The sequence below is a fragment of the Fundidesulfovibrio magnetotacticus genome (genome assembly GCF_013019105.1).
Lineage (GTDB): Bacteria > Desulfobacterota > Desulfovibrionia > Desulfovibrionales > Desulfovibrionaceae > Fundidesulfovibrio > Fundidesulfovibrio magnetotacticus.
Genome location: NZ_BLTE01000003.1, coordinates 114,616 through 140,387, shown reverse-complemented (window position 1 = coordinate 140,387; position 25,772 = coordinate 114,616). Strand labels below are relative to the sequence as shown.

Here is a 25,772-nt window from a genome sequence, read left to right as displayed (position 1 = left end):
CCTGCCATTTGACGCAGGCCGCGCGAGGCGTTATTCTTACCGAAAGGGGCGGCGCGTACGGCCGCCCGCCTGCCGGACCCGGCTTCCCGGCAGGGGCAACTCCGGTCATTCCGGGGGCGACCATGCTGTCCTGCAAGGCCCGCAACAAGCTGCTCACCAAGATCGTCGGCCTGCTGGTGCTGGTGTTTCTGCCTGCCATGGGTTCCATCGTCTATCTCAACATGGCCCTCCACGACCGTGGTCTCCAGGACGCCCGGGACAAGCTGGACCGCACGGTGCGCGGCTTCGAGATCTACCAGAACATGCTCGTCACCGAGATCCGGGAAATCCTGGAGGTGGTTTCGGTGCTGCCCGAGGTGCGCCAGGCCGACACGGGCCGCATCGAAGAGACCTTCCGACGCCTGCACCGCCGTGAAGGCTACCTGAGCAACATCTTCCTGACGGACCCTGAGGGCAGGGTGATCGCCTCGGGCGTGCCGGACCCCGCAGGCGTCAATGTGGAGGAGCGGCGCTATTTCCGGGCCGCCCGTGATAGCGGCGGCTTCAGCGCCGGGGAGTACGCCCTGGGGCGCATCACGGGCGTGCCCGTGCTGCACTTCGCGTTTCCCGTGCAGGACGACGCGGGGACCTTCGCCGGTGTGGCGGCCGTGGCCCTGAACCTCAACCAATACCGCGAGGTATTCCGCGACGTGGCCCTGCCAGATGGGGCCGCCGTGGGCGTGTACGACGCCAACGGCGTGCTGCTCCTGCGCTCTCCGGAGGCTAGCGAAGTCTACCAGGTGGGTTCGTCCATGCGGGGCGACTTCTACGCGCTGCTCAACCGGGGCGACCGGCGCGGGTGCTTCGAGCGCACGGGGTCCGACGGCGTGGAGAAGGTCTACTTCTACGCGCGCTTCACGCTGCCCGAGGAGCGCGAGCCCTACCTTTTCGTGCTGCTGGAGCTGCCGCGCGACACCTTCGCCGGCCCCGTGGACCGCGCCGCCCTGCTCATCTACGCCGTGACGGGCTTCTCCATCCTGCTGGGCCTGGCCGGGGGCTACGTGCTCTACAAGCGGGTGCTCGTGGACCGGCTGCACTCCCTGGGCGGGATGATGGAAAGCCTGGCCGCAGGCGACGCCTGCCTGCTGCCCGAGAACTTCGGCGACGACGAGATCGGCAGGCTGGGCAGCCGCTTCATGGACATGGCGCGCGAAGTCGCCGCCAAAGACGACCTGCTCCTGGCCAGCGCCAACACGGACGCCCTCACCGGGCTCTTCAACCGCCGCAAGTTCAACGCCGACCTGGAGCATCAGGTGAAGCTCGCCAGGCGCCACGAGCGCCCGCTCTCGCTGGTGCTTTTCGACATCGACCACTTCAAGGCCGTGAATGACCGCCTCGGCCACGTGGCGGGCGACGAGGTGCTCCATGCCGTGGCTCTGGCCGCGCGCGCCGCGCTGCGCTCCACGGATCTCGTCTACCGCGTGGGCGGGGAGGAGTTCGCGGTGCTCGCGCCGGAAACGCCCGGCGAAGCGGGCCTGGCCGTGGCGGAAAAGATCCGCCTGGCGGTGGAGGCCTGCCAGGTGGAGCACGGCGCGGAGAGGGTCCAGGTGACGGTGAGCGCCGGGACGGCGTGCCTCGGTGACAGCGCTGCGGACGCGCAGGAACTCTACCGCCAGGCCGACGACGCCCTCTACGCGGCCAAGCGCGCCGGCCGCAACCGCAGCGTCGCGGCGCACACGGACGGATTCTGCGGCGACGAACCGCCCGGGCGGGAGAAGGCGGCGTGACGGCCTTGCGCGCCGCCTTCCAGGCAGCCTTCGGGATCGACCTCAACATCGGCGGCGGTCGCGGCGCGTCCCGGGAGGACCCCATCCACGTGCTGGACGCCGCGGACGACGCGGCCGACGCCACGGAGATCGCCTGCCTGCGCCTGCTGGGACGCGGGCGCGGCGTCGTCTGGCGCATGCGGGAGGCGCGCACGGAGCGCCACGGGGACGCGCTCCTGGTGCGCCGCCCGATCCTGGCTTTCACGCTGGAACCCGAGCGCGTGGGACGAACCGAAGAGAGCTACCACTTCCTGCGGGTCAACGCCCCCTCGGCCCGCGCGCGGGACAACCGGGAGATGTGGCGCGACCCCCTGGCGGGCATGCCCTTCCCCTACGAGATCGGCTTCTACCACTACGACGGCCACGCGGACCGGACGCACCTGGCCCTGGAGCTGGGGTGCGCCGTGGAGTACTCCACGCCCGCGTCCCGGGCCACGGTGTCGGTCTACCCGGCCCGGGAGCCTCGCGGCCCCGGGGGCGAAACGCTTCTGGATGAGCTGGACCGCGCGCGGCGGGAAGTGCTGGACCTGCACGGCCCGGACGCCCTGGCGCGCGACTGGGGCGTTACCCAGACCGACCCGGTGGCGGCGAGCTTCTTCAGCCTTCGGGGCCGCGAAGCCCAGGCCTCGGGCATCGTGCTGGCCCGCGCCGGGGATCACTTCGTGAAGACGCGCATCGACTTCCCGGACGAGCCCCTGCTCCTGGACATGGCCAAGGACTTCATCAGCACGCTTTACGGGGGGCTCCCGGCCTGAACCGGCAGCCCCCCGTCGATGTTGTCCCTGAAGGCACGATGCGCAGGTTTGCGCCCAGCCGCCCGCCCCGGGCGCGCCGCCTCAGAACTTGGCGGCCACGGAGGCGTACACTGCGTTACCGGTCATGCGGTTCTCCGCGCCCACGTCGCAGAGCCATTTGGCGATGAAGCTCACGTCCTTGCCGCCGATGGAGGCCGTGTAGCTGAGGATCGGCCCCAGGCCCGCGCTGGAGGAATAGAACGCCCCGAGGCTCGCCCCCGGCCCCGAATCCGGCGTGGTCTGGGCCACCACGTAGCCCACCAGCCCGAAAGCCAGGCGCTGATCGTAGTGGTAGGCCGCCGTCCAGTCCAGGTGGAACTGGTTGCCGGAGGTGTAACGGGTGGCGGTGTTCCGCGAATTGATCATGTACCCGGCGTTGAAAGAGAACTCGTACCCCTTGGCGTTGAGCCACGTGAACGCCATGTTGGCGTCGAAGGTGTAGTAGTTCATGCCCAGGTTGGTGAGCACCTTCTTGTCGTAGTAGCCGGTGGGGAAGAACACGGTGGGCATGACCACCAGGTGGCACTCGCCGAAGTTCCAGGCCGCCAGGGGGGCCAGGAAGACGTCGGAGAGGCCGCCCCTGTCGCCGTCCCCGGTCTTGGAATACTGCCGCCGGTTGCGCTGGTCCTGGATGTTGAGGGAGCCCCCCACGTTGGTGTTTACGATGATGGGCACGCCGGCGGCCAGGCCGAGATAGCCGCCCATGGCTGGCACTTCCGCCACGTAGCTCAGCTTGAGGAGGTCGATGGAGGTGTAGGCGTTGACCTTGCTGTAGATCCTGCCGCCGTGGAATGTCTGGCTCATGCTCTGGGCCAGGTAGATGAAGTCGTTGCGGACGTAGAATCCCTCGGCGGGGATGAACCCCATGAGGAAGTCGCCGTAGGAGCCCTGGATGTAGTGGCTCGTGCCGCCCTCGGTGGCCAGCACGGGCGTCCGCGCGGACGCGAGCAGCCCCAGCGCCGCCGCCACGGCGAACGCCGCCCGGAGAAGCCTCGAAAATCCCTTGCGTGACCTGTTCATCTGTTTCGCATCCCCCTTGGTATTCTGGACTCGCGACACGCCGGGCCTCACGGCTGCATGGGCCTGGCCGAAGCGGACACTTCGGGATAGTCGGCCGGGGTGTCGATGGAGATGTTCATCACCGTCTTCGCGCCCGCGAGGGCCTTGGCCAGATCCACGTAGCGCCAGTTCTTGTTCTCGTAGGTGCGGTAGTAGTAGCGCTTGCGGGAGAGGTCCGCCACCACGGCCCAATCCGTGACTTCCAGCACGACGCCCGTGTCGGTCTTCTGGCGAACGGCCCCGATGGGGATGTCCACGTTGTTGATCACCGTCATGGCCAGGGCGATGCCCGCGTCCACGGTCTTGACCGGCACGGTGGACTGGGTGAGCGCCACCATGCGCACGAACCGGCTGGGGGAGGTGAAGTCGCCCGGCAGCCCGTGCAGGCCGGACCCCTGGCTGAAGGGGGTGACGTTCACGCCGCTGAAGGTCGCGCCCGCGGCGTTGTCGGGCGAGAGGTTCACGTAGTTGCTCAGGTTCTGGATCATCCAGTCGAAGTTGGGCGCGTTGGTCAGCACGCCGATGGGGTTGTCGTGCAGACGGAGCGCGCCGTCCACGTATTCGATCACGAGGCTCGCGCCCGTGGCGTCGTGCACGGTGAAGTGCAGGGGGGTGGCCCCGGTCTGGCCCATGGGGCCCTGGCAGACCCGCGCAGCGCCGATGCCCTTGCGGACCTCCTCCACGGTGGCGAAGGCCGAGAGGAGCCAGGTGTTGAGCTCGTACTGGGCCATGGTGGACGAGGCGCTGCCAGAGGAATACGGCTGGTATTTCACGTAGCCAGGAATGTAGAGGCTGCCGACCACCAGACCCTTCTCGTTCATGCCGTCGGAGACGACGGGCACGCCCTCGTAGTTCATACCGACGAAGCCGTACTTCACGGTCCAGCGCATGCCCTTCTGCGATCCGTCCGGGAGCGTTCCCTGGTATTTGAATCCCTTGGGCACCACGGAGACGCCGGACTTGAAGCTCGCGAACTCCATGGTGCGCGCGTAGACCACATCGTTCGCCTCCGTCTTCAGGCGGATGCTGGTGCAGGAGTAGGACGCGCCCTGCCACGCGAACACGGCGGCGACCAGGCAGCAGAACAGGAACAGGCCTCGCTTCATGATGGACTCCTTGTGCCGAAGGCGACGGTTCAGAACAATTTGGGAAGGATGGGCGTCACGGTGAACTTGAACGTCCATTCGTTGCCGGGGATGTTGCTGGGCCGGACCACGGAGTAGTCGGCCTCCACGCTGAACTTGACGGGCAGGCTGCCCAGCATGGTCATCTTGGAGACGCCAAGCCCCACCGGCACGGTCCAGCGGTCCTGGGCCTTGGGCTGCATCCAGTCCACCAGGATGTTGGGCGACATGCCCACCTGCCACGTGGGCGCGGGGGAGTACCAGATGAAGTACTGGGCCTTGGTCAGGCTCACGTCCTTGCGTTTGGCGTCGCCCGCGTAGGACCACCAGTGCTGCGGGAAGATGCCCACCACCCATTTGTCGTTCATGTAGAGGGCGGCCGCCGCCGGTCCGAGCTGCCACTTGCCGTTCCCCAGGTGTTTGTCGGTGGCCGTGGGGAAGATGGCCGTGGGGCCAGCGCCGAAGATGAATCCAGAGGACTTGGAACCGCCGGGGGTGAGCATGACCATCAGTTCAGCGTCGCCCAGGCCGCCCACGCTGTCCACGCGGTCGCGCCCGCCGGCATAGGGCGAGACGTAGAGCGGGATCACCGGACGGGCCACCAGCCGGAAGTCGTCGTTGGGCTCGAAGGTGAGCACCGGCTGGAAGTTCCAGTTGAACTGGAGCTGCGGGTCCCGGAAGGCGCGGACCTTGTCGCTCTGGAGGAGGTTGAAGTTGAACTGGTTGGCGATCATCCACAGATCGCCCACGGGGTTGGAGGCCTGCTGGTTCAGGGCCTGGAGGTCGCGCCCGCCTTCGGGGGCCTTGGACCGGTCCTGAGCGGAAACAGAGGCTGACAGGATGCAGAGGGAAAGCAGAACGGCTAGGAAGATGCCTTTGGCCATGGAAGCGACCAACCCTTTGTGTCTCGAACGATTCGTGCGCCCAGGGATTCCGGTTTGTTGCCCAGGTCCCGGTACCGTGCGCGCCTCACGAAGCCAACACGATGAAGCGCGTTGCGTTGGGCACTGCGGAAGCGGAAGCTCGTCCAGGCCATCGATTGCACGGCATCGAGACAATACGCCGCGTCCATGCAGTCATACTAAGCCCATCACTGGAAAGGGTAACCGGAAACGACAAAGGATGTCCAGCACGCCGCAGGATTGCTGCTAACTTGGGCTGGACGAGGCAGGGGGAATCCGGCGCAGCGGCCGCCCCCCGACACCCGGCGTTCACGCCAGAGCCTGAAAGCTTGGGCTAAGCGAGGAGGATTTATTATTCAAGCGTGTCTACGCCCTTGCGCCTGTATATCGGGAGACGTTGAACTACTTAGCCTAGAAACCGTGGCGAGTGACCGATCCAACCCGGGGCGTAGAGTTTGTTCAGTCTGAGTGGCCATGCAAACCATGGTTTTGGGCATCGTGTTGGCCGAGGGCGACGATTAAATCGTAATAAGCTACCCCAATTATCCCACCAAGCTGCTGCGGATTATCATGGGCGAAGGAGTCGCCCTATCAACACAAAAATCACATCACTTTATATCGATATCCACACGCACACCACCATATAACACGAAACATTTGACCGACTAACCAGAAATATTTATAAATACAAAAAACTGGAGTAAACTATGAGCCTATTGAGCAAACTTGCAAGCCAGACAAAGTCGGTAGGCCTACAACATCCAACGGATAAATTTGTATTCGGATCACCCGAAGCCGAAGCGGAAGCAACTCTAGAGTCAACCGTAAGGCTACTTGATGTATTCGAAGACTTTCTGGGGGTACTGCCCCTACTTAACACGGAAAGATTTATTATAATTGGACGCAAAGGCTCTGGGAAAAGTGCCATTGCTGAATACATTTGTGCAAAGGCTGACGACGACGCTGAGAGCTTTGCCTCATTTGTCAGACACGATCTGATCGGGCTATATCGTTCAGTTTTAGAAACAAAAGACAAACCAGCCTTCAGCCTATACCATCTATTCGAGTGGGTAATACTAATAACACTACTCGAATTCATATTCAACAACGAAGCACTGGCAGACGACAAAGAATACGGGGAACTCAAAAAATTCTACGAAAAAAACTCGGGATTCATTGACAAATTAGGCGCAGAAATCGTTAAAACATCAAAAAGCAGTACATTTGACATCGGAGTTGAATATCTAAAACGATTCATGACAGCAAAATACAAAACCCGAATGGACGTACAGGAGGCTCGTGCTCCATTCTACAAAATATTACCAAGCCTCAAGAAGGCAGTGCTTGACATTTTATCATCGGATATATCCCGCAGGCATGAAAACTCATACTATGTATTTTTTGACGACCTAGACATTAACTTTACCATCAACAGCGACATCGACAGAACGAGCTTAGCAGACTTACTCAGGGTAGTCAAAGACTACAACAATAATTTTTTCTCAAAAAACAATCTACAAGGGAAAATAGTAGTGCTACTAAGAGATGACATAATATACTCACTCAACACATCAGAGGCAGATATGTCGAAAATAATCCATTCATACGGAATCCACCTGCACTGGTATGACCGCGAAACGTTCTACAAAAACATTGGGGCACTACCAATAAAACGATTTATCGACAAAAGACTCTCCAATGCATTTTCGAAACTAAATATACATTGGGATGATGACGCATGGCTGTCTTTTGCGGGAGACAGCCCAACGGACTACGGGCTACTCAAAGACATTATTGACATAACATTCTGCCGACCGAGAGATATGATCTTGCTGTTTGACGGAGTTAAGAATTTAAAAACAAGTTTCCCCCTGCAACTACAGCACCTTAAAAAATTAATCGGTTGGTACTGCACAAAGCTAATGACCGAAACTAAGAACGAACTCGTTGCATTCTATTCCAGAGAACAAATCGAAGCCTTAATGAACACACTCAAAGAACTATCAAGAGGCCATGAAAAAGGTATCTTCACTCTTAGCGATTTTGAACTTACTGCTCGACGCTGTGGCTATTCTGGCGATACAAAACGTGCACTTGAACTACTATTTGGTTACTCTATGATTGGCAACATTGACAAAAAAACAGACAATAACACGCCGAATGTATACTATAAATACAGAGAGCCAAGCGACGCACCATACGGAATCAAGCTAGATATGGCCTTCTGCATACACAAATCCTTGCAACGCTATTTTTCTCGCGAATAATTCGATTCAACCGTCACACATCATCATTCGCTATACCGCGTCGGGTCCTTCACCCCCGCTTCCTCGAAGCCCTTCTTGCGCAGCAGGCAGGAGTCGCAGCGGCCGCAGGCCAGGCCCTGGGGGGTGGGGTCGTAGCAGCTGTGGGTGAGGCCGTAGTCCACGCCCAGCTTCATCCCTTCCTCGATGATGCGCGACTTGTGCCAGCGCATGAGCGGCGCGTGGACGCTGATCTTCAGGCGGCCCTCCACGGCCTCGCGCGTGGCCAGGTTGGCCATGGCCTCGAAGGCCGCCACGAACTCCGGGCGGCAGTCCGGGTAGCCCGAGTAGTCCAGGGCGTTCACCCCGATGAACAGGTCCGCCGAGGGCAGCACCTCGGCCCAGGCCAGGGCCAGCGAGAGGAACACCGTGTTGCGCGCGGGCACGTAGGTGACGGGGATGCCCTCGTCCATGTGGGAGACGTCGCGGTCCTTGGGCACGTCGATGTCCGCCGTGAGGGCCGAGCCTCCGATGGTCCCCAGGGGCACGTCCAGCACCAGGTGCCCGGCCGCGCCCAGGTGAGCGGCCACGCGCCGCGCGGCCTCCAGCTCCACCTCGTGGCGCTGGCCGTAGCGGAAGCTCAGGGCGTAGGCCCGGAAGCCCTGGGCCTTGGCGATGGCCAGGCAGGTGGAGGAGTCGAGCCCCCCGGAAAACAGGACGATGGCGTTCTTCACGGTGTCTCCTCGACGGTTCGTCTCTGCTCGGCGCGGCTGCGCCGCGCAGGAACCAAATTTTACCTATTATTCAGATTGTTAGCGACTTATTGCGCATCTCGCAACACGCCCAGCTCCGGCCTGACCCGTCGGGCGTGTCCGCGTGGTCCCTGGCCGGGGGACGCCGACGATCGTCTTCCGATCGGTCGGCGGCGTCCATCGGGCAGGGACCGCCGGGATGCGCCCGACGCGTCCCCCTCAGACCCCCCGGGCCTCGGGATGCCAGATCATCTTGTGCAGCTGCAGGCCCAACCTGGCCTCCAGCCTGTCCGCAAGCATCCAGGCGGCCAGTTCCGCCGGGTCCAGCCGCGCGAGCACCGGCGAGAACACCACGGGGCGCGCGCCGCGCGGCAACGCGCGCAACACCTCCACGGCGTAGTCGTAGTCCACGCGGTCGGCCAGCACGAACTTCAGTTCGTCGCGCGGGCGCGGGCGCTCCCAGTTGGAGCGGTCCATACGCCCGTGCATGCCGCTGGAGGGGCACTTCACGTCGATGATGGCCGCCACCCGATCGTCCAGCGACCGCACCGGCAGGCTTCCGTTGGTCTCCACCAGCACCTCGAAGCCGCGCTCCAGCAGGAGCGCGGCCAGGGCGGGCGTGCCAGGCTGGGTGAGGGGCTCGCCCCCGGTGATCTCCACCAGCCCGCAGCCGTGGGCGGCCACGGCCGCCACCACCTCGCCCGGCTCCATGATGCTCCCCGGCAACCATGAATAGGGCGTGTCGCACCACGCGCAACGCAGGTTGCAGCCCGAAAGGCGCACGAACACGCAGGGACGTCCGGCGTGGGTGGACTCGCCCTGGATGGAATGAAAGATCTCGCAGACTTCGAGGGACATGGCGCACCCCATTTGACGATCAGGGGCCGAAAGCCTAATCCAGAACCCCGGCGGCGTCAAAACCCGCCGCACCCAGCCATAGGAGCAGCATCCATGATCATCGAGAAAGACGACACTTCCGGCCTCACCCACCTGGGCAAGGCGGGCACAGAATACCCCGACCGCGTGAACCCCGGGCTCCTGGAAACCTTCCCCAACCGCTTTCCCGAGCGCGACTACCTTGTCACCTTCGTCACCGAGGAGTTCACAAGCCTCTGCCCCATGACCGGCCAGCCGGACTTCGGCACCGTCACCATCGCCTACGTGCCGGGCAAGCGCTGCGTGGAGTCCAAGTCGCTCAAGCTCTACCTCTTCAGCTACCGCAGCGAGCCCTCCTTCATGGAGACCCTCACCAACCGCATCCTCGACGACCTGGTGGAGGCCCTGCGCCCCCGGCGCATGACCGTCACCGGCAATTTCCGCCCGCGCGGCGGCATCGGCATCGTGGTGGAGGCCAGCCACATCGGGTAGGACGCACCACGCTCCCTCAGGGGCTCCGACCAAGAACTCCCGCCATGACGGCCGGACGCTTTCGTCCGGCCGTATGCGTTGGCTTCGCGCACGGGAAGCCATTCAGCATGCCGCATATTCGAATGGACCGCCCTGCCGATCCATGCCAAACTCCGCGAGCCAAACAATCGACTGAGCGCATCATAATCGTTCCAACGCAGGAGTCATTATGAGCAGCAAATTCGACATAACGAAACTTCTTGGACAGTCCCCCGCCCTTCTTGCCTGCTGTTTGCTGACCTATCTGGGCGTCCAGTGGTTGCGCGACGACTGGGATCCTACATCCTCGGTGATCAGCGCTTCCGTGCTGCTCGGCGGTTTGCTGCACTTAGCGATCCGTTTCGCGAGAAGACTCCGGGGCGTGGAGAAGACAATGGTCCTTACCCTGACGGGCCTGGGCCTCCTCGGGATGACGGCCTGCCAACCGCGCACACAACCCATCCTCGGCAGCCTGGACCTGGCGAGCGAACAGGCTCCGTCCGTGCGCATCTCAAAGGAAATACTGGTCACGGCAACCGGAGCGTTCCCGAAAGCCGAGTCCCACGGCGTTCTTGAATTCGTGAACCGCGTAGATCCGAAGGCGGACTTCGGACTCTACACCTACGTTTTCTCCACGCTGAATCTGGATGCGTGCAAGGACAAGGAAGCCAAATGCGCAAACACGGTGCAACTGCTTCAGATACTGGATCGAGATGGGTATCTGCTCAAACCAGGCGCAACGGCGTACGACCCGGACCACGCCACCATGAACGCCTTCTGCGTTCCGGTTCGGTCCATGAAGGGCCAAACCGGCGAAAGCCTTAAGGAACGCTACGATGGGCAGGCCGCGCACAGGGTGGTCCAGAAACTGTCCAAAGTCTGCTCCGATTCTGAGGTGACCAGGGCGTTGAAGAGGAACCAAGGACCGTTCCTGGTGACGTTCGCCAAGCCCTTCGAGGCCTACCGTCCAGGCGAGACGTTCCTCTTTCTGGACCTCTCGAATACCCACCACGATGTGGTGGAGGGCTACGTGCGGGCCTACAAATCTGAGTTGGACAAAGGAACGACCACGGGCGAGACGGTGCTGTCCGCTTGGCGCCTGAAGCTTGCCGACTTCATCCTCAAGGGAACGGACGTAGTGGTGAGCATCCGTGAGGCCCAGGCTAAATAGGAAGTCTGCGGCCATCCATTCCGCCGGGACGTGAAATCCGCAGCCTGAAGCCCGGACGTTTCCCGCGCGATCCGGACGCGGGTCGCGCGATCCCTTTCGAATTTCCCCCTTCCGAAACGCAATTGCGCGTATTATGGTATTGTTTCACGCCGAGGGCAGCCCCGGCCAATCCCAAGGAGAAACGCCATGTGGGAATATACGGACAAGGTGCGCGAGCACTTCATCAATCCCCGGAACGTCGGTGAAATCCCCGACGCCGACTGCGTGGGCGAGGTGGGCTCGCTGGCCTGCGGCGACGCCCTCAAGCTCTTTCTCAAGCTCGACGAGAACGAGCGCATCGTGGACGCCAAGTTCCAGACCTTCGGCTGCGCCAGCGCCATCGCCTCCTCCTCGGCCCTCACGGAGATGATCAAGGGCAAGACCGTGGACGAGGCCCTGGAGGTCTCCAACCAGGACATCGCCCAGTTCCTGGGCGGCCTGCCCAAGGAGAAGATGCACTGCTCCGTCATGGGCAAGGAGGCCCTGGAGGCTGCCGTGGCCAACCTGCGCGGCCTGCCCGTAGCCCCCCACGAGGAGGGAGAGGTGGTCTGCGAATGCTTCGGCGTCACAGACCAGACCATCCGCCGCGCCATCGCGGAGAACAACCTCTCCACCGTGGAGGAGATCACCGATTTCACCAAGGCCGGCGGCGGCTGCGGCAAGTGCCTGGACAGGCTGGCCGACATCCTGGCCGAGGCCAAGGGCCAGAAGAAGGAATTGAAACCCCTGGAGATCGCCCCCGCCAAGCCCGCCGGGCTCACCAACATGCAGCGCATGAAGCTTGTGTCCAAGACCATCGAGGAGGAGATAGCCCCCAGCCTCCAGAAGGACGGCGGCGACATCGAACTGGTGGACGTGGACGGCAAGACCGTGCTCGTGAAACTGCGCGGCGCGTGCTCCTCCTGCAAGTCCAGCCAGGTTACCCTCAAGCAGTTCGTGGAAAAGCGGCTGCGAGAGGCCGTGGAGCAAGACATCACCGTGCAGGAGGTGCGCTGACATGGCCGTGATCTACCTGGACAACAACGCCACCACCCGCGTGGACCCCGCCGTGCTGGAGGAGATGCTTCCCTTCTTCTCCGAGCGCTACGGCAACCCCTCCAGCATGCACGCCTTCGGCGGCTCCGTGGGGCGCGAGCTCTCCCAGGCCCGCGAGCGCGTGGCCCAGGCCCTGGGCTGCGCGCCCGGCGAGGTGGTCTTCAACGCCTGCGGCACCGAGGGCGACAACACCGCCATCCGCTCCGCCCTGGCCTCCCAGCCCGAGAAGCGCCACATCATCACCACCCGCGTGGAACACCCCGCCGTGCTCAACGTGGTCAAGCACCTGGAGCGCAAGGGCTACGAGGCCACCTACCTGGGCGTGGACCACGAAGGCATGCTCGACCTGGACGAACTGCGAGACTCCCTGCGCCCCGACACCGCCCTGGTCTCCGTGATGTGGGCCAACAACGAGACCGGCGCGGTCTTCCCCATCCACGAGATCGCCCGCATCGCCAAGGAGCGCGGCGCGCTCGTGCACACCGACGCCGTGCAGGTGCTGGGCAAGATACCCATCGACCTGAAGACCCTGCCCGTGGACTTCCTGGCCGTCTCCGGCCACAAGGTGCACGCCCCCAAGGGCGTGGGAGCGCTCTTCGTGCGCAAGGGCGTCCAGTACCGCCCCTTCATGCTGGGCGGACACCAGGAGCACGGACGCCGCGCGGGCACCGAGAACACCACGGGCATCATCGGGCTGGGCAAGGCCTGCGAGATCGCCCAGGCCAACATCGCCCACGAGAACTCCGCCGTGAAGGCCCTGCGCGACCGACTGGAGGCGGGGCTCCTGGCCGCCATCCCGGAGGCGCGGGTCAACGGCTCCACGGCCTCGCGCCTGCCCAACACCACCAACATCTCCTTCCAGTACGTGGAGGGAGAGGCCATCCTGCTCATGATGGACGCCTTCGGCATCTGCGCCAGCTCCGGCTCGGCCTGCACCTCGGGCTCCCTGGAGCCCTCCCATGTGCTGCGGGCCATGGGCGTGCCCTTCACCTACGCCCACGGCTCCATCCGCTTCAGCCTCTCGCGCTTCAACACCGACGCGGAGGTGGACACCGTGTTGGCCGAACTGCCGAAGATCATCGCGCGCCTGCGCGAGATCTCGCCCTTCAAGCGCCAGGAGGGAGAGGCCCCGGCCTGCACCTGCTAGCGGCCGTCCGCGCTGGATTATCCCGCCCGGGAGGTGTAGGCTCGCCCGAGCCCGCGCCTCCCGGAGGGGGCGTTCAATGAGCGGCCCCGGAGCGGTCCGCGCCGCCGCCCACGCCGCGAGACGACCCGCGCCTCCCGACCGCGAGGAGTACCCCGTGCCCGACCACGCCCCAGAAGACCAACCCGCCTCCCCCCTGCCTGCCTGCGCCCTGTGCCCCCATGACTGGTCCGCGCGCTACTGCCGCGACGCCAAAGGCAAGGCCCCGGCCAACTGCCCCTCGCTTCGCCTGCGCCAGAAGGCCGGGGAGGCCCTGGAGGCCACCCTCTCGCCCGAACACCTGGAGTTCGCCCGCCAAGCCTCGCTCCAGGAGGCGGAAGGTTACGCCGGACGCCAGGAGGGCTATGCGGCCGTGCGGCCCCTCAAGCCGCGCATCGTGGAGATCGTGGAATTCGCCCGGCGCATGGGCTATCAAACCCTGGGCCTGGCCTTCTGCATCGGCCTGCGCAAGGAGGCCGAGGTGGTGCACCGCGTCTTCGAGACCAACGGCTTCCGCGTCGCCTCGGTGGCCTGCAAGGCCGGGGCCGCGCCCAAAAGCGCCCTGGGCCTGGAAGCCTGCGACCAGGTGGACCCCAATGCAGCCCGCGAGACCATGTGCAACCCCGTGTTCCAGGCCCGCGCCCTGGACGCCTCGGGCAGCCAGTTCAACGTGCTCCTGGGCCTGTGCGTGGGGCACGACTCGCTCCTGCTCAAGGAGGCCAAGGCCCCCTGCACCGTGCTGGCCGTCAAGGACCGCCTCCTGGGCCACAACCCCCTGGCCGCCGTGCACCAGATCGACGCCTACTACCGCTACCTCAAGCACCCCCTGGAGTGACCGCTTGAGCGCCCTGCACGTCACCTGCGGCGACCACGCCGCCTTGCTCCTGAAGCGCCTGGACCGCGCCAAGGCCCCGCGCTCTCCCAGAATCACCGCAACCGTGGCCCCCGCGCGGGGGCCGGGAGCCTGACCATGAACATCGCCCGAGACATGCTGGAGCTGGTGGGGGGCACGCCCCTGGTGCGCCTGAACCGCATCGGGGCGGGGCTTGAGGCCTCGCTGGTGGCCAAGCTCGAATCGGCCAATCCCTGTTTTTCGGTGAAGGACCGCATCGCGCGCAACATGATCCTGGACGCCGAACGCCGGGGCCTGCTGGACGCCGACACCCTGGTGGTGGAGCCCACCAGCGGCAACACGGGCATCGGCCTGGCCTTCGTGTGCGCCGTGCGCGGCTACCGGCTGGTGCTCACCATGCCCGAGTCCATGAGCCTGGAGCGCCGCACGCTGCTCAAGGGCTTCGGGGCGAAACTGGTGCTCACCGACGCCAAACTCGGCATGAAGGGGGCCATCGAGAAGGCCCGGGAGATCGTGGCCAGCGAGCCCAAGGCCTTCATGCCCATGCAGTTCGAGAACCCGGCCAACCCCGAGGCCCACGTGCTCACCACGGCCGAGGAGCTCTGGGCCGACACGGACGGCGCGCTGGACATCTTCGTGGCCGGGGTGGGCACGGGGGGCACGCTCACGGGCGTGGCCCGCGCGCTCAAGCCGCGCAAGGCCGGTTTCAAGGCCGTGGCCGTGGAGCCCCAGGCCTCGCCCGTGCTCTCGGGCGGGCAGCCCGGACCGCACATGATCCAGGGCATCGGCGCGGGCTTCAAGCCAGACGTGCTGGACCTCTCCCTGGTGGACGAGGTGCTGCAGGTGCGCAACGAGGAGGCCCTGGCCATGGCCCGCAGGCTCCTGCGCGAGGAGGGCATCCTCTGCGGCATCTCCTCGGGGGCCAACTGCCACGCCGCCCTGGAGCTGGCCAAGCGACCTGGAAACAAGGGAAAAACCATCGTATTCATCGTCTGCGACACGGGCGAGCGCTACCTGAGCACCGCCCTGTTCACCGCCATGGAGGAAGCCTCGTGACGCACGAACGCCACGTGCTGGCCAGCCTGAGCCCGCCCAAGGACGTCATTTCCGGCGTGGTGGAGCGCCTGTGCGCCCCCTCGTCCTATCAGGCCTTCGCCTGCCGCAAGCTCACCGATTCGCCCATGCCCTCGCTGGAGACGCTCTCGGAGATCATGGACCGCCTCAAGTCCGTGCTCTTCCCCGGCTACTACGGCGACTCGGAAGTGACCCCCGACACCCTGGCCTACCACACCGGGGCCAACCTCGACGTGGTGTTCCGCAAGCTGGCCGACCAGATCAAGCGCGGCTTCTGCTTCGTGTGCGTGGGCGAGAACAAGGCCTGCACCGGCTGCGAGGAGCAGGCCATGGAGAAGGCCACCGCCTTCCTGCGCGCCGTGCCCGACGTGCGCGAGAAGCTCGTGCTGGACGTGCAGGCCGCCTACGACGGCGACCCGGCCGCCAAGAGCCCCGGCGAGACCATCTTCTGCTACCCCTCGGTGACGGCGCTCATCCACCAGCGCGTGGCCCACGAACTGCACAGGCTGGGCGTGGACATCATCCCGCGCATCATCACCGAGATGGCCCACTCGGCCACGGGCATCGACATCCACCCCGGCGCGAGCATCGGCAAGCGCTTCTTCATCGACCACGGCACCGGCGTGGTGGTGGGCGAGACCTGCGTGATCGGAGACAACGTGCGCCTCTACCAGGGCGTCACCCTGGGGGCCAAGAGCTTCCCCAAGGACGACTTCGGCAACCCCGTGAAGGGCCTGGCGCGCCACCCCATCGTGGAGGACGACGTGATCATCTATTCCGGGGCCACCGTGCTCGGGCGCATCACCGTCGGCAAGGGCGCGGTGATCGGGGCCAACGTGTGGGTCACCTCCGACGTGCCGCCCGGAGCCAGGGTGATGAAGGCCAGCCCCGACGAGAAGGGCTGACGCCATGGGCAGCAGCGCCAACAAGCTCGTGGTGGCCATGGTGGGTCTGCCGGCCTCGGGGAAGTCCACCGTGGCGGCCAAGCTGCGCCAGTGCCTGGAGGCCGAGGGCGTCACGGTGGGGCTTTTCAACAACGGCGACGTGCGCCGCTCCATGTGCCAGGGGCAGGACACCTCCTGCGCGTCCTTCTACGCCCCGGACAACGCCGAGGGCGCGGCCCTGCGCGAGAACTTCGCCCGCGTGAACATGGAGCGCGCCGCCGCCTTCCTGGAGTCCGGCGGCGAGGTGGCCGTGCTGGACGCCACCAACGTCTCGGAGAAGCGCCGCCGGACCATCCTGGAAAAGCTGGGGCGCTGGCCCGTGTTCTTCCTGGAGTGCGTCAACCGCGACCCGGAGCTCCAGGCCGCCAGCATCGCCCGCAAGGCCCAGCTGCCCGAGTTCGCCCACATGGACACCAAGGAGGCCCAGGACTGCTTCCGCGAACGCATCCGCTACTACGAGCGCATCCGCGCCCCCCTGGACGGCGGCGTGGAGAACTTCGTGGTGCTCAACACCCTGGACAACTCCATCGAACGCGAGCGCGTCCAGGCCGTGCTGCCCCACTACCGCCTCGTGCGCGACCTCCTGGTCTCCGACTGGGTGCGAAACCTCTACCTGGCCCGCCACGGCGAAACCTTCCACAACCTGGAGAACCGCATCGGCGGCGACTCCGACCTCACGGCAAAGGGGCTCGTGCAGGCCCAGTCCCTGGCCTGGCACTTCCGGGAGACCCCCCTGCCCTACGTGTTCACCAGCACGCGCAAGCGCACCCTCCAGATGGCCGAACTGCTCTGCCGGGGCCGCGAGGACTGTCTGGTGATCCCCCTGCCCGAACTCGACGAGATCGACGCGGGCGTCTGCGAGAACATGACCTACGCCGAGATCGCCCGGGACATGCCCGAGGTGCACGAAGAGCGCACCCGCGACAAATACGGCTACGTCTACCCCCGGGGCGAGGGCTACGCCACCCTGCGGGAGCGCGTGGAGCGCGGCGTGCGCAAGGCCCTCTACCTCTCGGGCAACGCCGAGAACATCATGATCGTCGGCCACCAGGCCGTGAACCGGACCATCCTCTCCCACTTCCTCTACCGGCGCACGGAGGACGTGCCCCACATCTACATCCCGCAGGACCGCTACTTCCACATCGTGTCCACCCCCTCGCGCAAGGTGTTCGAGCTGGTCAAATTCGGATGATCGCGGTTCCTTATCCCCCCCCGGCGGAAACTTGTTGCCCGCCGGGCGGGGGCGTGCCATAGGAAAGCGGGGGGCTACTCAGGAGGAAGACATGCTCGGATTGGAAAAACGCGTGGACGCCATCAGGGAGATGCAGGGCTCTGAGAACGTCGAGCCGGACACCCCGGCCAGCAACTCCGCCCGCACGGGCATCATGCTCGCGCTGGTGGCCATTCTGGTGGCTGCGGCCGTGTACCTGGCCCTGGAAGGCAAGTACTCGGCCAAAATGACCGCCTACGAAGGCCGCATCGCCGCCATGGAGACCAAGGTGGCCGAGGCCTCCAACGCGCCCAGGGAATTGGCCCGCAAGATGATCGCCCAGGGCGTGGTGGGCGAGATGACCACCAAGGCCACCCAGCTGAAGACCCAGCTGGACGCCTCCTACCAGGAACGCCTGGCCAAGGTGGAGGAGACCCTCAAGTCCATCCAGCAGGATCTGGCCAAGTAGCGCGGCCCGCCGCCACTCTTCGCGAGGCCGTCCGGGGGAAGACCCCGGGCGGCCTCTTCGTTTGCGCCCGGGAAACAGGGTCCGCGCGGCCGCCCTCCCCGCCGACCACGCGGGGCTTGCCTCCCCCTCCTTTTTGATGAAATAGAGAACAGGCCGTATCCGCTCACCCTTGGAGTTATCATGCGTTCCGTTCTTGCCGTGCTGGCCGTCCTGCACCTCTGCTGCGTCCAGGCGTCCGCGCTGACCATCGTTAGCGAGGCCGCGCCCCGCATGGTGGTGGAGGAGAACGGCGTGCTCTGGGGCCTGGGCGTGGACATCGTGCGCGAACTGCAACGGCGCACCGGCGACGCGTCCCCTATCGGCGTCTATCCCTGGGCCAGGGCCTACGCCATGGCCCAGCGCGAGCCTGGGGTGCTCATCCTGCCCATCACGCGCCTTCCGGAACGCGAAGCGCTCTTCGAATGGCTCGACCCCTTCCTGTCGCTGGAATGGATTTTCTGCGCCGTGGAAGGCAAGGCCCCGCGGCTGGCCTCGCTCGAAGACGCCCGGCGCGTGGGCAGCATCGGCACCTACCCCAAGGACGCCCGGGAACAGTACCTCAGCGCCCAGGGCTTCACCAACCTGGAACCGGCCACGGACCAGATCGCCAACATCCGCAAGCTCCTGGCCGGACGCATCGACCTCCTGGCCACCACCAACATCAGTCTCCCCGACGTGCGCGAACTGGCGGGGCCGGAGGGCAGACGCATCTTGAAGGTGCTCTCCTTCAAGACCGTGGACGTGGGCCTGGCCTTCTCCAAAGGCACCGACCCCGCCGTGGTGCGCGCCTGGCGCGAGGCCTTCGCGGCCATGCGCGAGGACGGAACCCTCCAGGCCCTGCGCGAACGCTGGTTCCCCGGCGTGTTCAAGGCCCACTGACGCGCCCCCGCCGGTTCGACCCGGCCTGCCCCGCACGTCCGGCCCATTTGCTCGCCCTGCCCAGCCCGCTCGCCCGGCCCGCCGTGCTTGCCCGGCTCGCCGCCACAGGCGCGGCGCGCTGCCGGGCGTCCTTCCTACAGGATTCGGCGCAGCTTCATCACCCAGATCACCCCCGCCGTGAGCGCGCCGCCCATGGCTGCCACGATGAGGAAGGCCAGCGCGTCGTGCTGGAAGGGCAGTTCCACGTTCATGCCGTAGAGGCTGGTGACGAAGGTGGGGATCATGATGATCACGGTCATGGAGGTGAGCACCTTCATGATCTGGTTGACGCTGTTGGAAATGATGGAGGACGTGACGTTGGCGATGGAGGAAAGCACCTCCGTGAAAATCTTGGACATATAGATGCCCTGGCGCGTCTCGGTGAGGGCATAGTCCAGCACGTCCTCCTCGTCCTCGGTGAAGTTGAGCCTGCCCGCGTTGCCCACCGCCAACCCCTTGCGCAGGATGCGGTCGATGATGAAGTCGTTGGTTTTGAGCGCGGAATGAAAATACGTGACGGATTTCTGGAGCGTCAGGAGCTGCTTGAGGTCCTCGTTGGTGCGGGTGTCGGCCAGGTCGTGCTCCAGTTCCTGGATTTCGGCCGAGATCTCTTTGAGATAGAGCATGAACAGGAGCGAGACCTCCTTGACGATGTGGCACAGGCGGCGCTCCGCGCGCATCTGCCCGCCCGGGGGCAGTCCGGAGCGCAGGCGCTCCTGGATGGCCTGGTCGTGGACCTTGCAGATGGTGGTGAGCCCCGTGGGCGTGAGGATCACGCCGATGGGCACGGTGGAATGGCGGCGGTCCCCGTGGCGGGTCTCCAGGTAGGGGGCGCGCACAACCACCATGGTGCTCTCGTGGTCCACCTCGATGCGCGGACACTCGTGCTGGTCCAGGGCATGGCCGATGAAGGCCTCGTCCAGGGGTTCCAGCTCCAGGAGCCGGCGCATCTCCTCGGGGCTCGGATCCACCAGGTTGATCCAGCGCGGCCCCTGGACGGGCGCATCGTGGGCGGTCTCGCCGTGGACGCTCAGCATGGCTACCTCCGGTTGCTTTCGGACAAAGCAGGCCGGAAAGTATGCCTCGCCTGGGTTACGAACGTGTTAAGCCCGCGCGGCACGGTTGCGCCGGGGTCTCCGATGTGCTATGAGCCGCGCGCCTGTAAGGATTTTGTAAGCAAGGAGCGCGCATGAAACGCATACTCTTCCTGGCGGCGGCCCTGGCCGTCCTCGGCTTGGCGGCCGGCTCCGCCCTGGCCCAGCAGAAAGTGATCTCCATCACCCAGATCGTGGAACACCCCGCGCTGGACAACGCCCGCAAGGGCTTCATGGACGAGTTCAAGGCCATGGGCGTGGACGTGAAGTTCAACGTGCACATCGCCCAGGGCAACCCTGCCACCAACGTGCAGATCGCCCAGCAGATGCTGGACGAAAAGCCCGATCTGGTGCTGGCCATCGCCACCCCGGGCGCTCTGGTGAGCGCCCAGAAGATCAAGGGCATCCCCGTGGTGTTCACCGCCGTGTCCGACCCCGTGGGCGCGGGCCTGGTGAAGTCCATGCAGGCCCCCGGCGGCAACCTCACGGGCATGACCGACATGCCCCCCGTGGAGAAGCAGCTGGAGCTCATCAAGACGCTGGTCCCCAAGGCCGCGCGCCTGGGCATCGTGTACAATGCGGGCGAGGCCAACTCCGTGAGCCAGGTGGAGGCGGCCAAGGCTGCCGCCGCGAAGCTGGGCCTCGCCGTGGTGGAAGCCACGGTGACCAACTCCGGCGGCGTGTTCCAGGCCGCCAAGAGCCTCGTGGGCAAGGTGGACGCCGTCTACGTGCCCCTGGACAACACCGTGGTGAGCGCCTTCGAGTCGCTGGTGAAGGTCTGCGAGGAGAACAAGCTGCCCCTGTTCAGCTCGGACAACGAGTCCGTGGCCAAGGGTGCGGTGGCGGCCCTGGCCGTGGACTACTACGCCATGGGCAAACAGACGGCGCGCCTGGCCCGCAAGGTGCTGGACGGGGCCAAGCCCGCCGAGGTTCCCGTGGAATCGCTGACGAACCTGGACGTGCACCTGAACCTCAAGGCCGCCAAGGCGCAGGGCGTGGAAGTGCCCGCCGACGTGGTCGCCAAGGCCGTGAAGAAGTACGAGTAGTTTTTTTTCCAGGCCCAGAGCCTTCAAGCCCGGGGAGCGAGAGCTTCCCGGGCTTTTTTATCGGAATACACCATCCCGACCCTTGACTTCCCGTTACCAAGACTCTACCGAGATGTCATAGACGAAACGATCAAACCATGAAAAGGCGGTTCGGAATGCCTACCGAAAAAATGCCTCTTCCGACAGGCGCACTGGACATCTCCGCTCAGGACGTGGAAACGGACATCCGCAGATCGTTACGCATATTCAGGCTCACTCTGAAGAATAACTGTGAAAAGCCTGTCCTCGTTTACAGAATCCAACATGGACACTCCAAAAAGGCCACGGTTATCGACAACAAGCGAGACGCATTCTATCTCGCAGCCCAGGACAAGCAGAAGCGCCTGCTGGCCTACGTCGCCTCTACGTCCAAACTCCTTTTCAAACACATCGATTATATCAACAAAACCTCTAACAACAGCATAATATTCGACACTCCTATATGTTTCCGCAAAATCGAAACACTCTTTCGCAAGGATTGCCTTCCGGACATCTGCATCACAGGCTATGATTCAGCGTTGACAATCTACAAGCTCCTGGCAGAGGAGGTTGCGGCCTGCGACAAGGTGAAATGCCTGACGCCCTCGATGACGGTGTTGGCAAAAGCCATCGAGGAACTTGGAGAAACGGAAAAGTACATCGCCCGCCAGATGAAACCCATCTTCCGGATCGATCCGGGCAAGGAACACACGCAGGCCATCCACGTCCTTTTCCGCCGCAACCCGTTCGAGTCCCGTCAGGAATTGCTGGGGGTGACCTGCCTGTACGTGGAGGACACCCTCGGCGACTCGCCACGCCCGGACGCCCCCGCTCCTGAAGAGCCCGCAACCGAGGCGGCAGGGCAGCAGGAAACGCCCTCACCACCGTCGCCAAAGACAGATCCGGCGGACCCCGCTCCCGACACCTGCAGGGAGGAGCCGCTGGACGACGAAATGCGCGTGAAAAAGCTCAAGAAATTCGCCGCTAAACGGGTCTATTGCGAAACCGGGGCCATCATCAGCCCGGTGCCTCTGGTCCTCTCCTTGATGGCCGTTCTCTTCAGCGCAGCAGGCCTGTTCATCAAAGAGAAGTCGTTCGTTGCTCTCCGGGAGGTCCTCCAGAGTTGTGCTGCCCTGCTCTCGGCGAACACCGTCGAATTGACGACCAATGCCACCATGCTTCTCACATCCATGCTTCTGGCGTTCATCGTTTTCAATGTCTACGAGTACACCAGCTTCAAAGACAAGATCACCATGGGCCTGAACTGGCGCAGCGCTCTGATCCTTGGGACCCTCTGCGGCCTGGCCGGAGACAAGTTCCAGAACGCTCTCAGGGCTCTCATCCCCTGACCCTGCCGCCGGGGCGCCCGGAGAACCGGGCTTTCCACGCCGCCCCGCTTTACTTTCCTGCCGTTTCGGTGCATTTCTCCGGGGTTTTCGAGGCCACACCGGCCGAACCCGGAGACCGACCCCATGTCTTTCTACGCATTCATCGGCGCGCTCGAACAGGGCTTCGTGTTCGGGCTCATGGTGCTGGGGGTGTACCTCACCTTCCGCATCCTGGACTTCCCGGACCTCACCGTGGACGGCTCCCTCCCGCTGGGAGCGGCCGTCTCCTCGGTGTGCATCGGCGCGGGGCTCGACCCCTTCCTCTCGCTCGTGCCCGCCACGCTGGCCGGGTTCTGCGCGGGAGCCGTCACGGGGCTTCTCAACACCCGCCTGCGCATCCTGCACCTGCTCTCCTCCATCCTGGTGATGATCGCCCTGTATTCCATCAACATCCGCATCATGGGCAAACCCAACTTCACCCTGCTGGGCAAGCCCACCGTGCTAGACCCCCTGGCCGCGCTGGGCATGCCCTCCTGGATGGCCGCCCCGCTGCTCTTCGCGGCCGCTACCACCCTGGCCGCCCTGGCAATGGTCTGGTTCACCCGCACGGAACTGGGCCAGGCCATGTTGGCCACGGGCGACAACCCGCGCATGATCACCGCCCTGGGCGTGAACACCGGCAACATGATCGTGCTGGGCGTGGGCCTCTCCAACGCCATGGTGGCCTTGTGCGGCGCGCTGGTGGCCCAGAACCAGGGCTCCGCCGACGTGAACATGGGCGTGGGCACCATCGTGGCGGGGCTGGCCTCGGTGATCATCGGCGAGACGCTCCTGGGCAAGGGCCGCGTGGGCCGCATGATCCTGGCCGCCGTGCTGGGCTCCGTGGCCTACCGCCTGGCCATCGCCCTGGCTTTGTCGCTCAAGGTGGGCTCCTTCTCCTTCGCCCCCAGCGACCTGAACCTCATCACGGCCCTGGTGGTGGTGGCGGCGCTCACCTTCCCCAGGTTCCGGCGGGCCGTCTCCCGCATGACGGGGGCCTGATGCTCGCCCTCAAGGACATCACCAAACGCTTCCACAAGGGGACCGTCAGCGAGGTGCTGGCCCTCGACGGCGTGAACCTGGACATCGCCGAGGGCGACTTCATCACCGTGATCGGCTCCAACGGCGCGGGCAAGTCCACCACGCTCAACTGCGTGGCCGGGGCCTTCCTGCCCGACCACGGCGCCATCACCCTCAAAGGCCGGGACATCACCTCCTGGCCCGAACACCGGCGCGCCAGCCACATCGGCCGCGTCTTCCAGGACCCGCTCATGGGCTCGGCGGCCTCGCTCTCCATCGAGGAGAACCTGGCCCTGGCCGACCGGCGCGGACGCGCGCGCAGGCTGGTCCCCGGAGTGAAATCCCGCGACCGGCAGCGCTTCCAAGAACTCCTGGCCGAGATCGGCCTGGGCCTGGAAAACCGCCTCACCGACAAGGTTGGCCTGCTCTCGGGCGGGCAGCGCCAGTCGCTGACCATGGTCATGGCCACCATGGTGCGCCCGGACATCCTCCTGCTGGACGAGCACACCGCCGCCCTGGACCCCAAGACCGCAGCCCAGGTGCTGGAGCTCACCGAACGCCTCGTGCGCGATCACGGACTGACCACGCTCATGGTCACGCACAACATGAACCAGGCCCTGCGGCTGGGCAACCGCCTGATCATGATGCACCAGGGACGCGTGATCCTGGACATCGCGGGCGAGGAGAAAAGCCGCTTCAACGTTGAGGACTTGCTGGAACGCTTCTACACCCTCAAGGGCGAGGCGTTCTCCTCGGACAAGATGCTCCTGGTCTGACCGGCCGGGCGCGCGCATTCGGGCAGGGGTGTGCCCGGCGCGTCGGGCAAGGCCCCGGTGGGGGGCCGCAGGGCTTCCGTCCGCGTGGGACGGGCGTCCCGGACCAGGGGTTGGACGAAGCGAACCTCCAACCCAGGAAGGTCCCGATGGAACTGACTCTCTGCCTCATCAAGCCCGACGCCGTGCGCCGCAACCTGATCGGCTCGATCCTTTTCATGGTCGAAAAGGCCGGCCTCAAGGTGATGGCCCTCAAGATGCTCCAGCTCGACAAGCGCCAGGCCGAAGGATTCTACCACGTGCACCGCGAGCGCCCCTTCTTCGGGGAGCTTACCGAATACATGGCCTCCGGCCCCATCGTGGCCGTGGTGCTGGCCGGCGACGACGCCATCAAGCGCTACCGCGAGCTCATGGGGGCCACCGACCCCACCCAGGCCGCCGAAGGCACCATCCGCAAGGTGTTCGCCGTTTCCAAGCAGGAAAACTCCGTACACGGCTCCGATGCGCCCGAGACCGCCGCCTTCGAGATCTCCTTCTTCTTCAACGCCATGGAAATGGTGGGCTAAGGCCATGGCCGCCATCTCCTTCATCGGCACGGGCAACATGGGCGCGGCCCTGATCAAGGGCCTCTCCGGCGCGGAAGGCATCCGCCTCGCCGGGTTCGACCTGGATCGCGAGAAGTTGAACGCCCTGTGCGCCCAGTGCGCCCTGGGCGCGGCCGACACCATGCACGACGCGGTGGCACAGGCCGACTACGTGGTGCTCTGCGTCAAGCCCCAGCAGATGAAGGCGGTGCTCACCGACATCCACCCCGCCCTCACGGCGGACAAGTGCCTGATCTCCATCGCGGCGGGGGTGACCACGGCCCAGCTCACGGCCTGGAGCGGCGAAGCCTGCCCCGTGGTCCGCGTGATGCCCAACACCCCTGCCCTGGTAGGCGGCGGCGTCTCGGCCGTGTGCCTGGACCACCCGCACCTCACCGCCCAACAGAAGCAGATGGTGCAGCGCATCTTCGGGACCGTGGGCAGCGTCCACGTGCTCGAAGAGAAGGCCTTCGACGCCTTTACCGCCGTGGCGGGCTCCGGACCTGCCTACGTGTTCTACTTCATGGAGGCGCTCATCGAGGCCAGCGTGCACGCGGGGCTCTCGCGGCCCCAGTCCGCCTCCATCGTTGCGGAGCTCTTCGAAGGCTCCCTGCGCCTTGCCCGCGAAAGCATGACCCATCCGAGCATCCTGCGCGAGATGGTCACCTCCCCCGCGGGAACCACCATCGCGGCCCTGGCCCACATGGACCGCATGGCCGTGCGCGCCTCCATCCTGGACGCCGTGGACAAGGCCAAAAAGCGCAGCGAAGAGCTGGGCAGATAGCAACCGCCGCAGGGCCGCGCACGACGCGCGGCACCTGCCCCAGCAAACGTCCCCGCCGCGGGGGGGGGGACACGCCGGACAACAAA

General features: G+C 64.9%; 26 protein-coding genes. 20 read left to right on the top strand and 6 right to left on the bottom strand.

What is annotated here, in order from left to right:
* The first annotated feature begins 122 nt into the window (after positions 1-122).
* Both NNJEOMEG_RS04985 and NNJEOMEG_RS04980 read left to right on the top strand, forming a co-directional pair.
* Positions 123-1,766, top strand: coding sequence for a sensor domain-containing diguanylate cyclase (locus tag NNJEOMEG_RS04985; protein WP_173081927.1), 1,644 nt, complete (start codon positions 123-125; stop codon positions 1,764-1,766).
* Positions 1,763-2,560, top strand: a complete 798-nt coding sequence (locus NNJEOMEG_RS04980; protein ID WP_173081925.1) for a hypothetical protein — start codon at positions 1,763-1,765, stop codon at positions 2,558-2,560. Before NNJEOMEG_RS04985 ends, NNJEOMEG_RS04980 begins: the two co-directional genes overlap by 4 nt.
* An 81-nt stretch (positions 2,561-2,641) precedes the next feature.
* Here NNJEOMEG_RS04980 and NNJEOMEG_RS04975 read toward each other — a convergent pair whose 3' ends face one another.
* From NNJEOMEG_RS04975 to NNJEOMEG_RS04965, 3 genes are read right to left on the bottom strand one after another with little or no spacing between them, the layout of a single operon-like run.
* Entirely contained in the window at positions 2,642-3,619 is a 978-nt protein-coding gene (locus NNJEOMEG_RS04975; RefSeq protein ID WP_173081923.1) for a SphA family protein, read from the bottom strand.
* Positions 3,620-3,666: 47 nt separating this feature from the next.
* Positions 3,667-4,764, bottom strand: coding sequence for a linear amide C-N hydrolase (locus tag NNJEOMEG_RS04970; protein ID WP_173081921.1), 1,098 nt, complete (start codon positions 4,762-4,764; stop codon positions 3,667-3,669).
* A gap of 29 nt (positions 4,765-4,793) precedes the next feature.
* Positions 4,794-5,666, bottom strand: a complete 873-nt coding sequence (locus NNJEOMEG_RS04965; RefSeq protein ID WP_173081919.1) for a hypothetical protein — start codon at positions 5,664-5,666, stop codon at positions 4,794-4,796.
* A gap of 725 nt (positions 5,667-6,391) precedes the next feature.
* Between NNJEOMEG_RS04965 and NNJEOMEG_RS04960 the strand changes: the two genes are divergently transcribed.
* Complete coding sequence (locus NNJEOMEG_RS04960) at positions 6,392-7,951, top strand: P-loop ATPase, Sll1717 family (protein ID WP_173081917.1); 1,560 nt, start codon at positions 6,392-6,394, stop codon at positions 7,949-7,951.
* A 23-nt stretch (positions 7,952-7,974) separates the two neighbouring features.
* Here NNJEOMEG_RS04960 and queC read toward each other — a convergent pair whose 3' ends face one another.
* Both queC and NNJEOMEG_RS04950 read right to left on the bottom strand, forming a co-directional pair.
* Positions 7,975-8,661 (bottom strand): 7-cyano-7-deazaguanine synthase QueC, encoded by a 687-nt coding sequence (gene queC / locus NNJEOMEG_RS04955; protein ID WP_173081915.1) that lies wholly within the window; start codon positions 8,659-8,661, stop codon positions 7,975-7,977.
* A gap of 237 nt (positions 8,662-8,898) precedes the next feature.
* Complete coding sequence (locus NNJEOMEG_RS04950; protein ID WP_173081913.1) at positions 8,899-9,537, bottom strand: 7-carboxy-7-deazaguanine synthase QueE; 639 nt, start codon at positions 9,535-9,537, stop codon at positions 8,899-8,901.
* Between the two features lie 93 nt (positions 9,538-9,630).
* Here NNJEOMEG_RS04950 and queF point away from each other — a divergent pair, with 93 nt between their 5' ends.
* The 11 genes from queF (at position 9,631) to NNJEOMEG_RS04900 (ending at position 18,961) form a co-directional block, all read left to right on the top strand.
* Positions 9,631-10,047 (top strand): preQ(1) synthase, encoded by a 417-nt coding sequence (queF, locus tag NNJEOMEG_RS04945; RefSeq protein ID WP_173081911.1) that lies wholly within the window; start codon positions 9,631-9,633, stop codon positions 10,045-10,047.
* A gap of 208 nt (positions 10,048-10,255) precedes the next feature.
* Positions 10,256-11,236, top strand: coding sequence for a hypothetical protein (locus NNJEOMEG_RS04940; protein ID WP_173081909.1), 981 nt, complete (start codon positions 10,256-10,258; stop codon positions 11,234-11,236).
* A gap of 186 nt (positions 11,237-11,422) precedes the next feature.
* Positions 11,423-12,271 (top strand): Fe-S cluster assembly protein NifU, encoded by an 849-nt coding sequence (nifU, locus tag NNJEOMEG_RS04935; protein ID WP_173081907.1) that lies wholly within the window; start codon positions 11,423-11,425, stop codon positions 12,269-12,271.
* A 1-nt stretch (position 12,272) separates the two neighbouring features.
* A complete protein-coding gene (gene nifS, locus NNJEOMEG_RS04930; protein WP_173081905.1) occupies positions 12,273-13,457 on the top strand; it encodes a cysteine desulfurase NifS in 1,185 nt (394 codons plus the stop codon).
* A gap of 76 nt (positions 13,458-13,533) precedes the next feature.
* Positions 13,534-14,328: a DUF1847 domain-containing protein gene (locus tag NNJEOMEG_RS04925; protein ID WP_173081903.1), complete on the top strand. Its 795-nt coding sequence runs from the start codon at positions 13,534-13,536 to the stop codon at positions 14,326-14,328.
* A 4-nt stretch (positions 14,329-14,332) separates the two neighbouring features.
* The gene (locus NNJEOMEG_RS20905; RefSeq protein ID WP_268885676.1) at positions 14,333-14,461 is read left to right on the top strand and encodes a hypothetical protein; all 129 of its coding nucleotides are present in this window, start codon (positions 14,333-14,335) and stop codon (positions 14,459-14,461) included.
* Positions 14,462-14,463: 2 nt separating this feature from the next.
* Entirely contained in the window at positions 14,464-15,402 is a 939-nt protein-coding gene (cysK, locus tag NNJEOMEG_RS04920; RefSeq protein ID WP_173081901.1) for a cysteine synthase A, read from the top strand.
* Positions 15,399-16,325: a serine O-acetyltransferase EpsC gene (gene epsC / locus NNJEOMEG_RS04915; RefSeq protein WP_235956839.1), complete on the top strand. Its 927-nt coding sequence runs from the start codon at positions 15,399-15,401 to the stop codon at positions 16,323-16,325. The genes cysK and epsC overlap by 4 nt, the downstream gene beginning before the upstream one ends.
* 4 nt (positions 16,326-16,329) lie before the next feature.
* A complete protein-coding gene (locus NNJEOMEG_RS04910) occupies positions 16,330-17,556 on the top strand; it encodes a bifunctional nucleoside/nucleotide kinase/histidine phosphatase family protein (RefSeq protein ID WP_173081899.1) in 1,227 nt (408 codons plus the stop codon).
* Between the two features lie 91 nt (positions 17,557-17,647).
* A complete protein-coding gene (locus NNJEOMEG_RS04905; protein WP_173081897.1) occupies positions 17,648-18,043 on the top strand; it encodes a hypothetical protein in 396 nt (131 codons plus the stop codon).
* A 180-nt stretch (positions 18,044-18,223) separates the two neighbouring features.
* Positions 18,224-18,961 carry a substrate-binding periplasmic protein gene (locus NNJEOMEG_RS04900; RefSeq protein WP_173081895.1) on the top strand — a complete coding sequence of 246 codons (738 nt, stop codon included), beginning with the start codon at positions 18,224-18,226 and terminating at the stop codon, positions 18,959-18,961.
* A 134-nt stretch (positions 18,962-19,095) separates the two neighbouring features.
* Here the strand turns inward: NNJEOMEG_RS04900 and NNJEOMEG_RS04895 are convergent, their stop codons facing one another.
* On the bottom strand, positions 19,096-20,037 hold the full coding sequence (locus NNJEOMEG_RS04895; protein WP_173081893.1) for a magnesium transporter CorA family protein: 942 nt from the start codon (positions 20,035-20,037) through the stop codon (positions 19,096-19,098).
* 152 nt (positions 20,038-20,189) lie between these two features.
* Here NNJEOMEG_RS04895 and NNJEOMEG_RS04890 point away from each other — a divergent pair, with 152 nt between their 5' ends.
* From NNJEOMEG_RS04890 to proC, 6 genes are all read left to right on the top strand, one after another.
* Entirely contained in the window at positions 20,190-21,140 is a 951-nt protein-coding gene (locus NNJEOMEG_RS04890; RefSeq protein ID WP_173081891.1) for an ABC transporter substrate-binding protein, read from the top strand.
* Between the two features lie 155 nt (positions 21,141-21,295).
* Positions 21,296-22,507 (top strand): hypothetical protein, encoded by a 1,212-nt coding sequence (locus NNJEOMEG_RS04885; RefSeq protein WP_173081889.1) that lies wholly within the window; start codon positions 21,296-21,298, stop codon positions 22,505-22,507.
* 123 nt (positions 22,508-22,630) lie between these two features.
* Positions 22,631-23,527 (top strand): ABC transporter permease, encoded by an 897-nt coding sequence (locus NNJEOMEG_RS04880; RefSeq protein ID WP_173081887.1) that lies wholly within the window; start codon positions 22,631-22,633, stop codon positions 23,525-23,527.
* On the top strand, positions 23,527-24,321 hold the full coding sequence (locus tag NNJEOMEG_RS04875) for an ABC transporter ATP-binding protein (protein WP_173081885.1): 795 nt from the start codon (positions 23,527-23,529) through the stop codon (positions 24,319-24,321). The genes NNJEOMEG_RS04880 and NNJEOMEG_RS04875 overlap by 1 nt, the downstream gene beginning before the upstream one ends.
* 146 nt (positions 24,322-24,467) lie before the next feature.
* Entirely contained in the window at positions 24,468-24,884 is a 417-nt protein-coding gene (gene ndk, locus NNJEOMEG_RS04870; protein WP_173081883.1) for a nucleoside-diphosphate kinase, read from the top strand.
* Between the two features lie 4 nt (positions 24,885-24,888).
* Positions 24,889-25,686 (top strand): pyrroline-5-carboxylate reductase, encoded by a 798-nt coding sequence (gene proC, locus NNJEOMEG_RS04865; RefSeq protein WP_173081881.1) that lies wholly within the window; start codon positions 24,889-24,891, stop codon positions 25,684-25,686.
* Positions 25,687-25,772 lie beyond the last annotated feature (86 nt).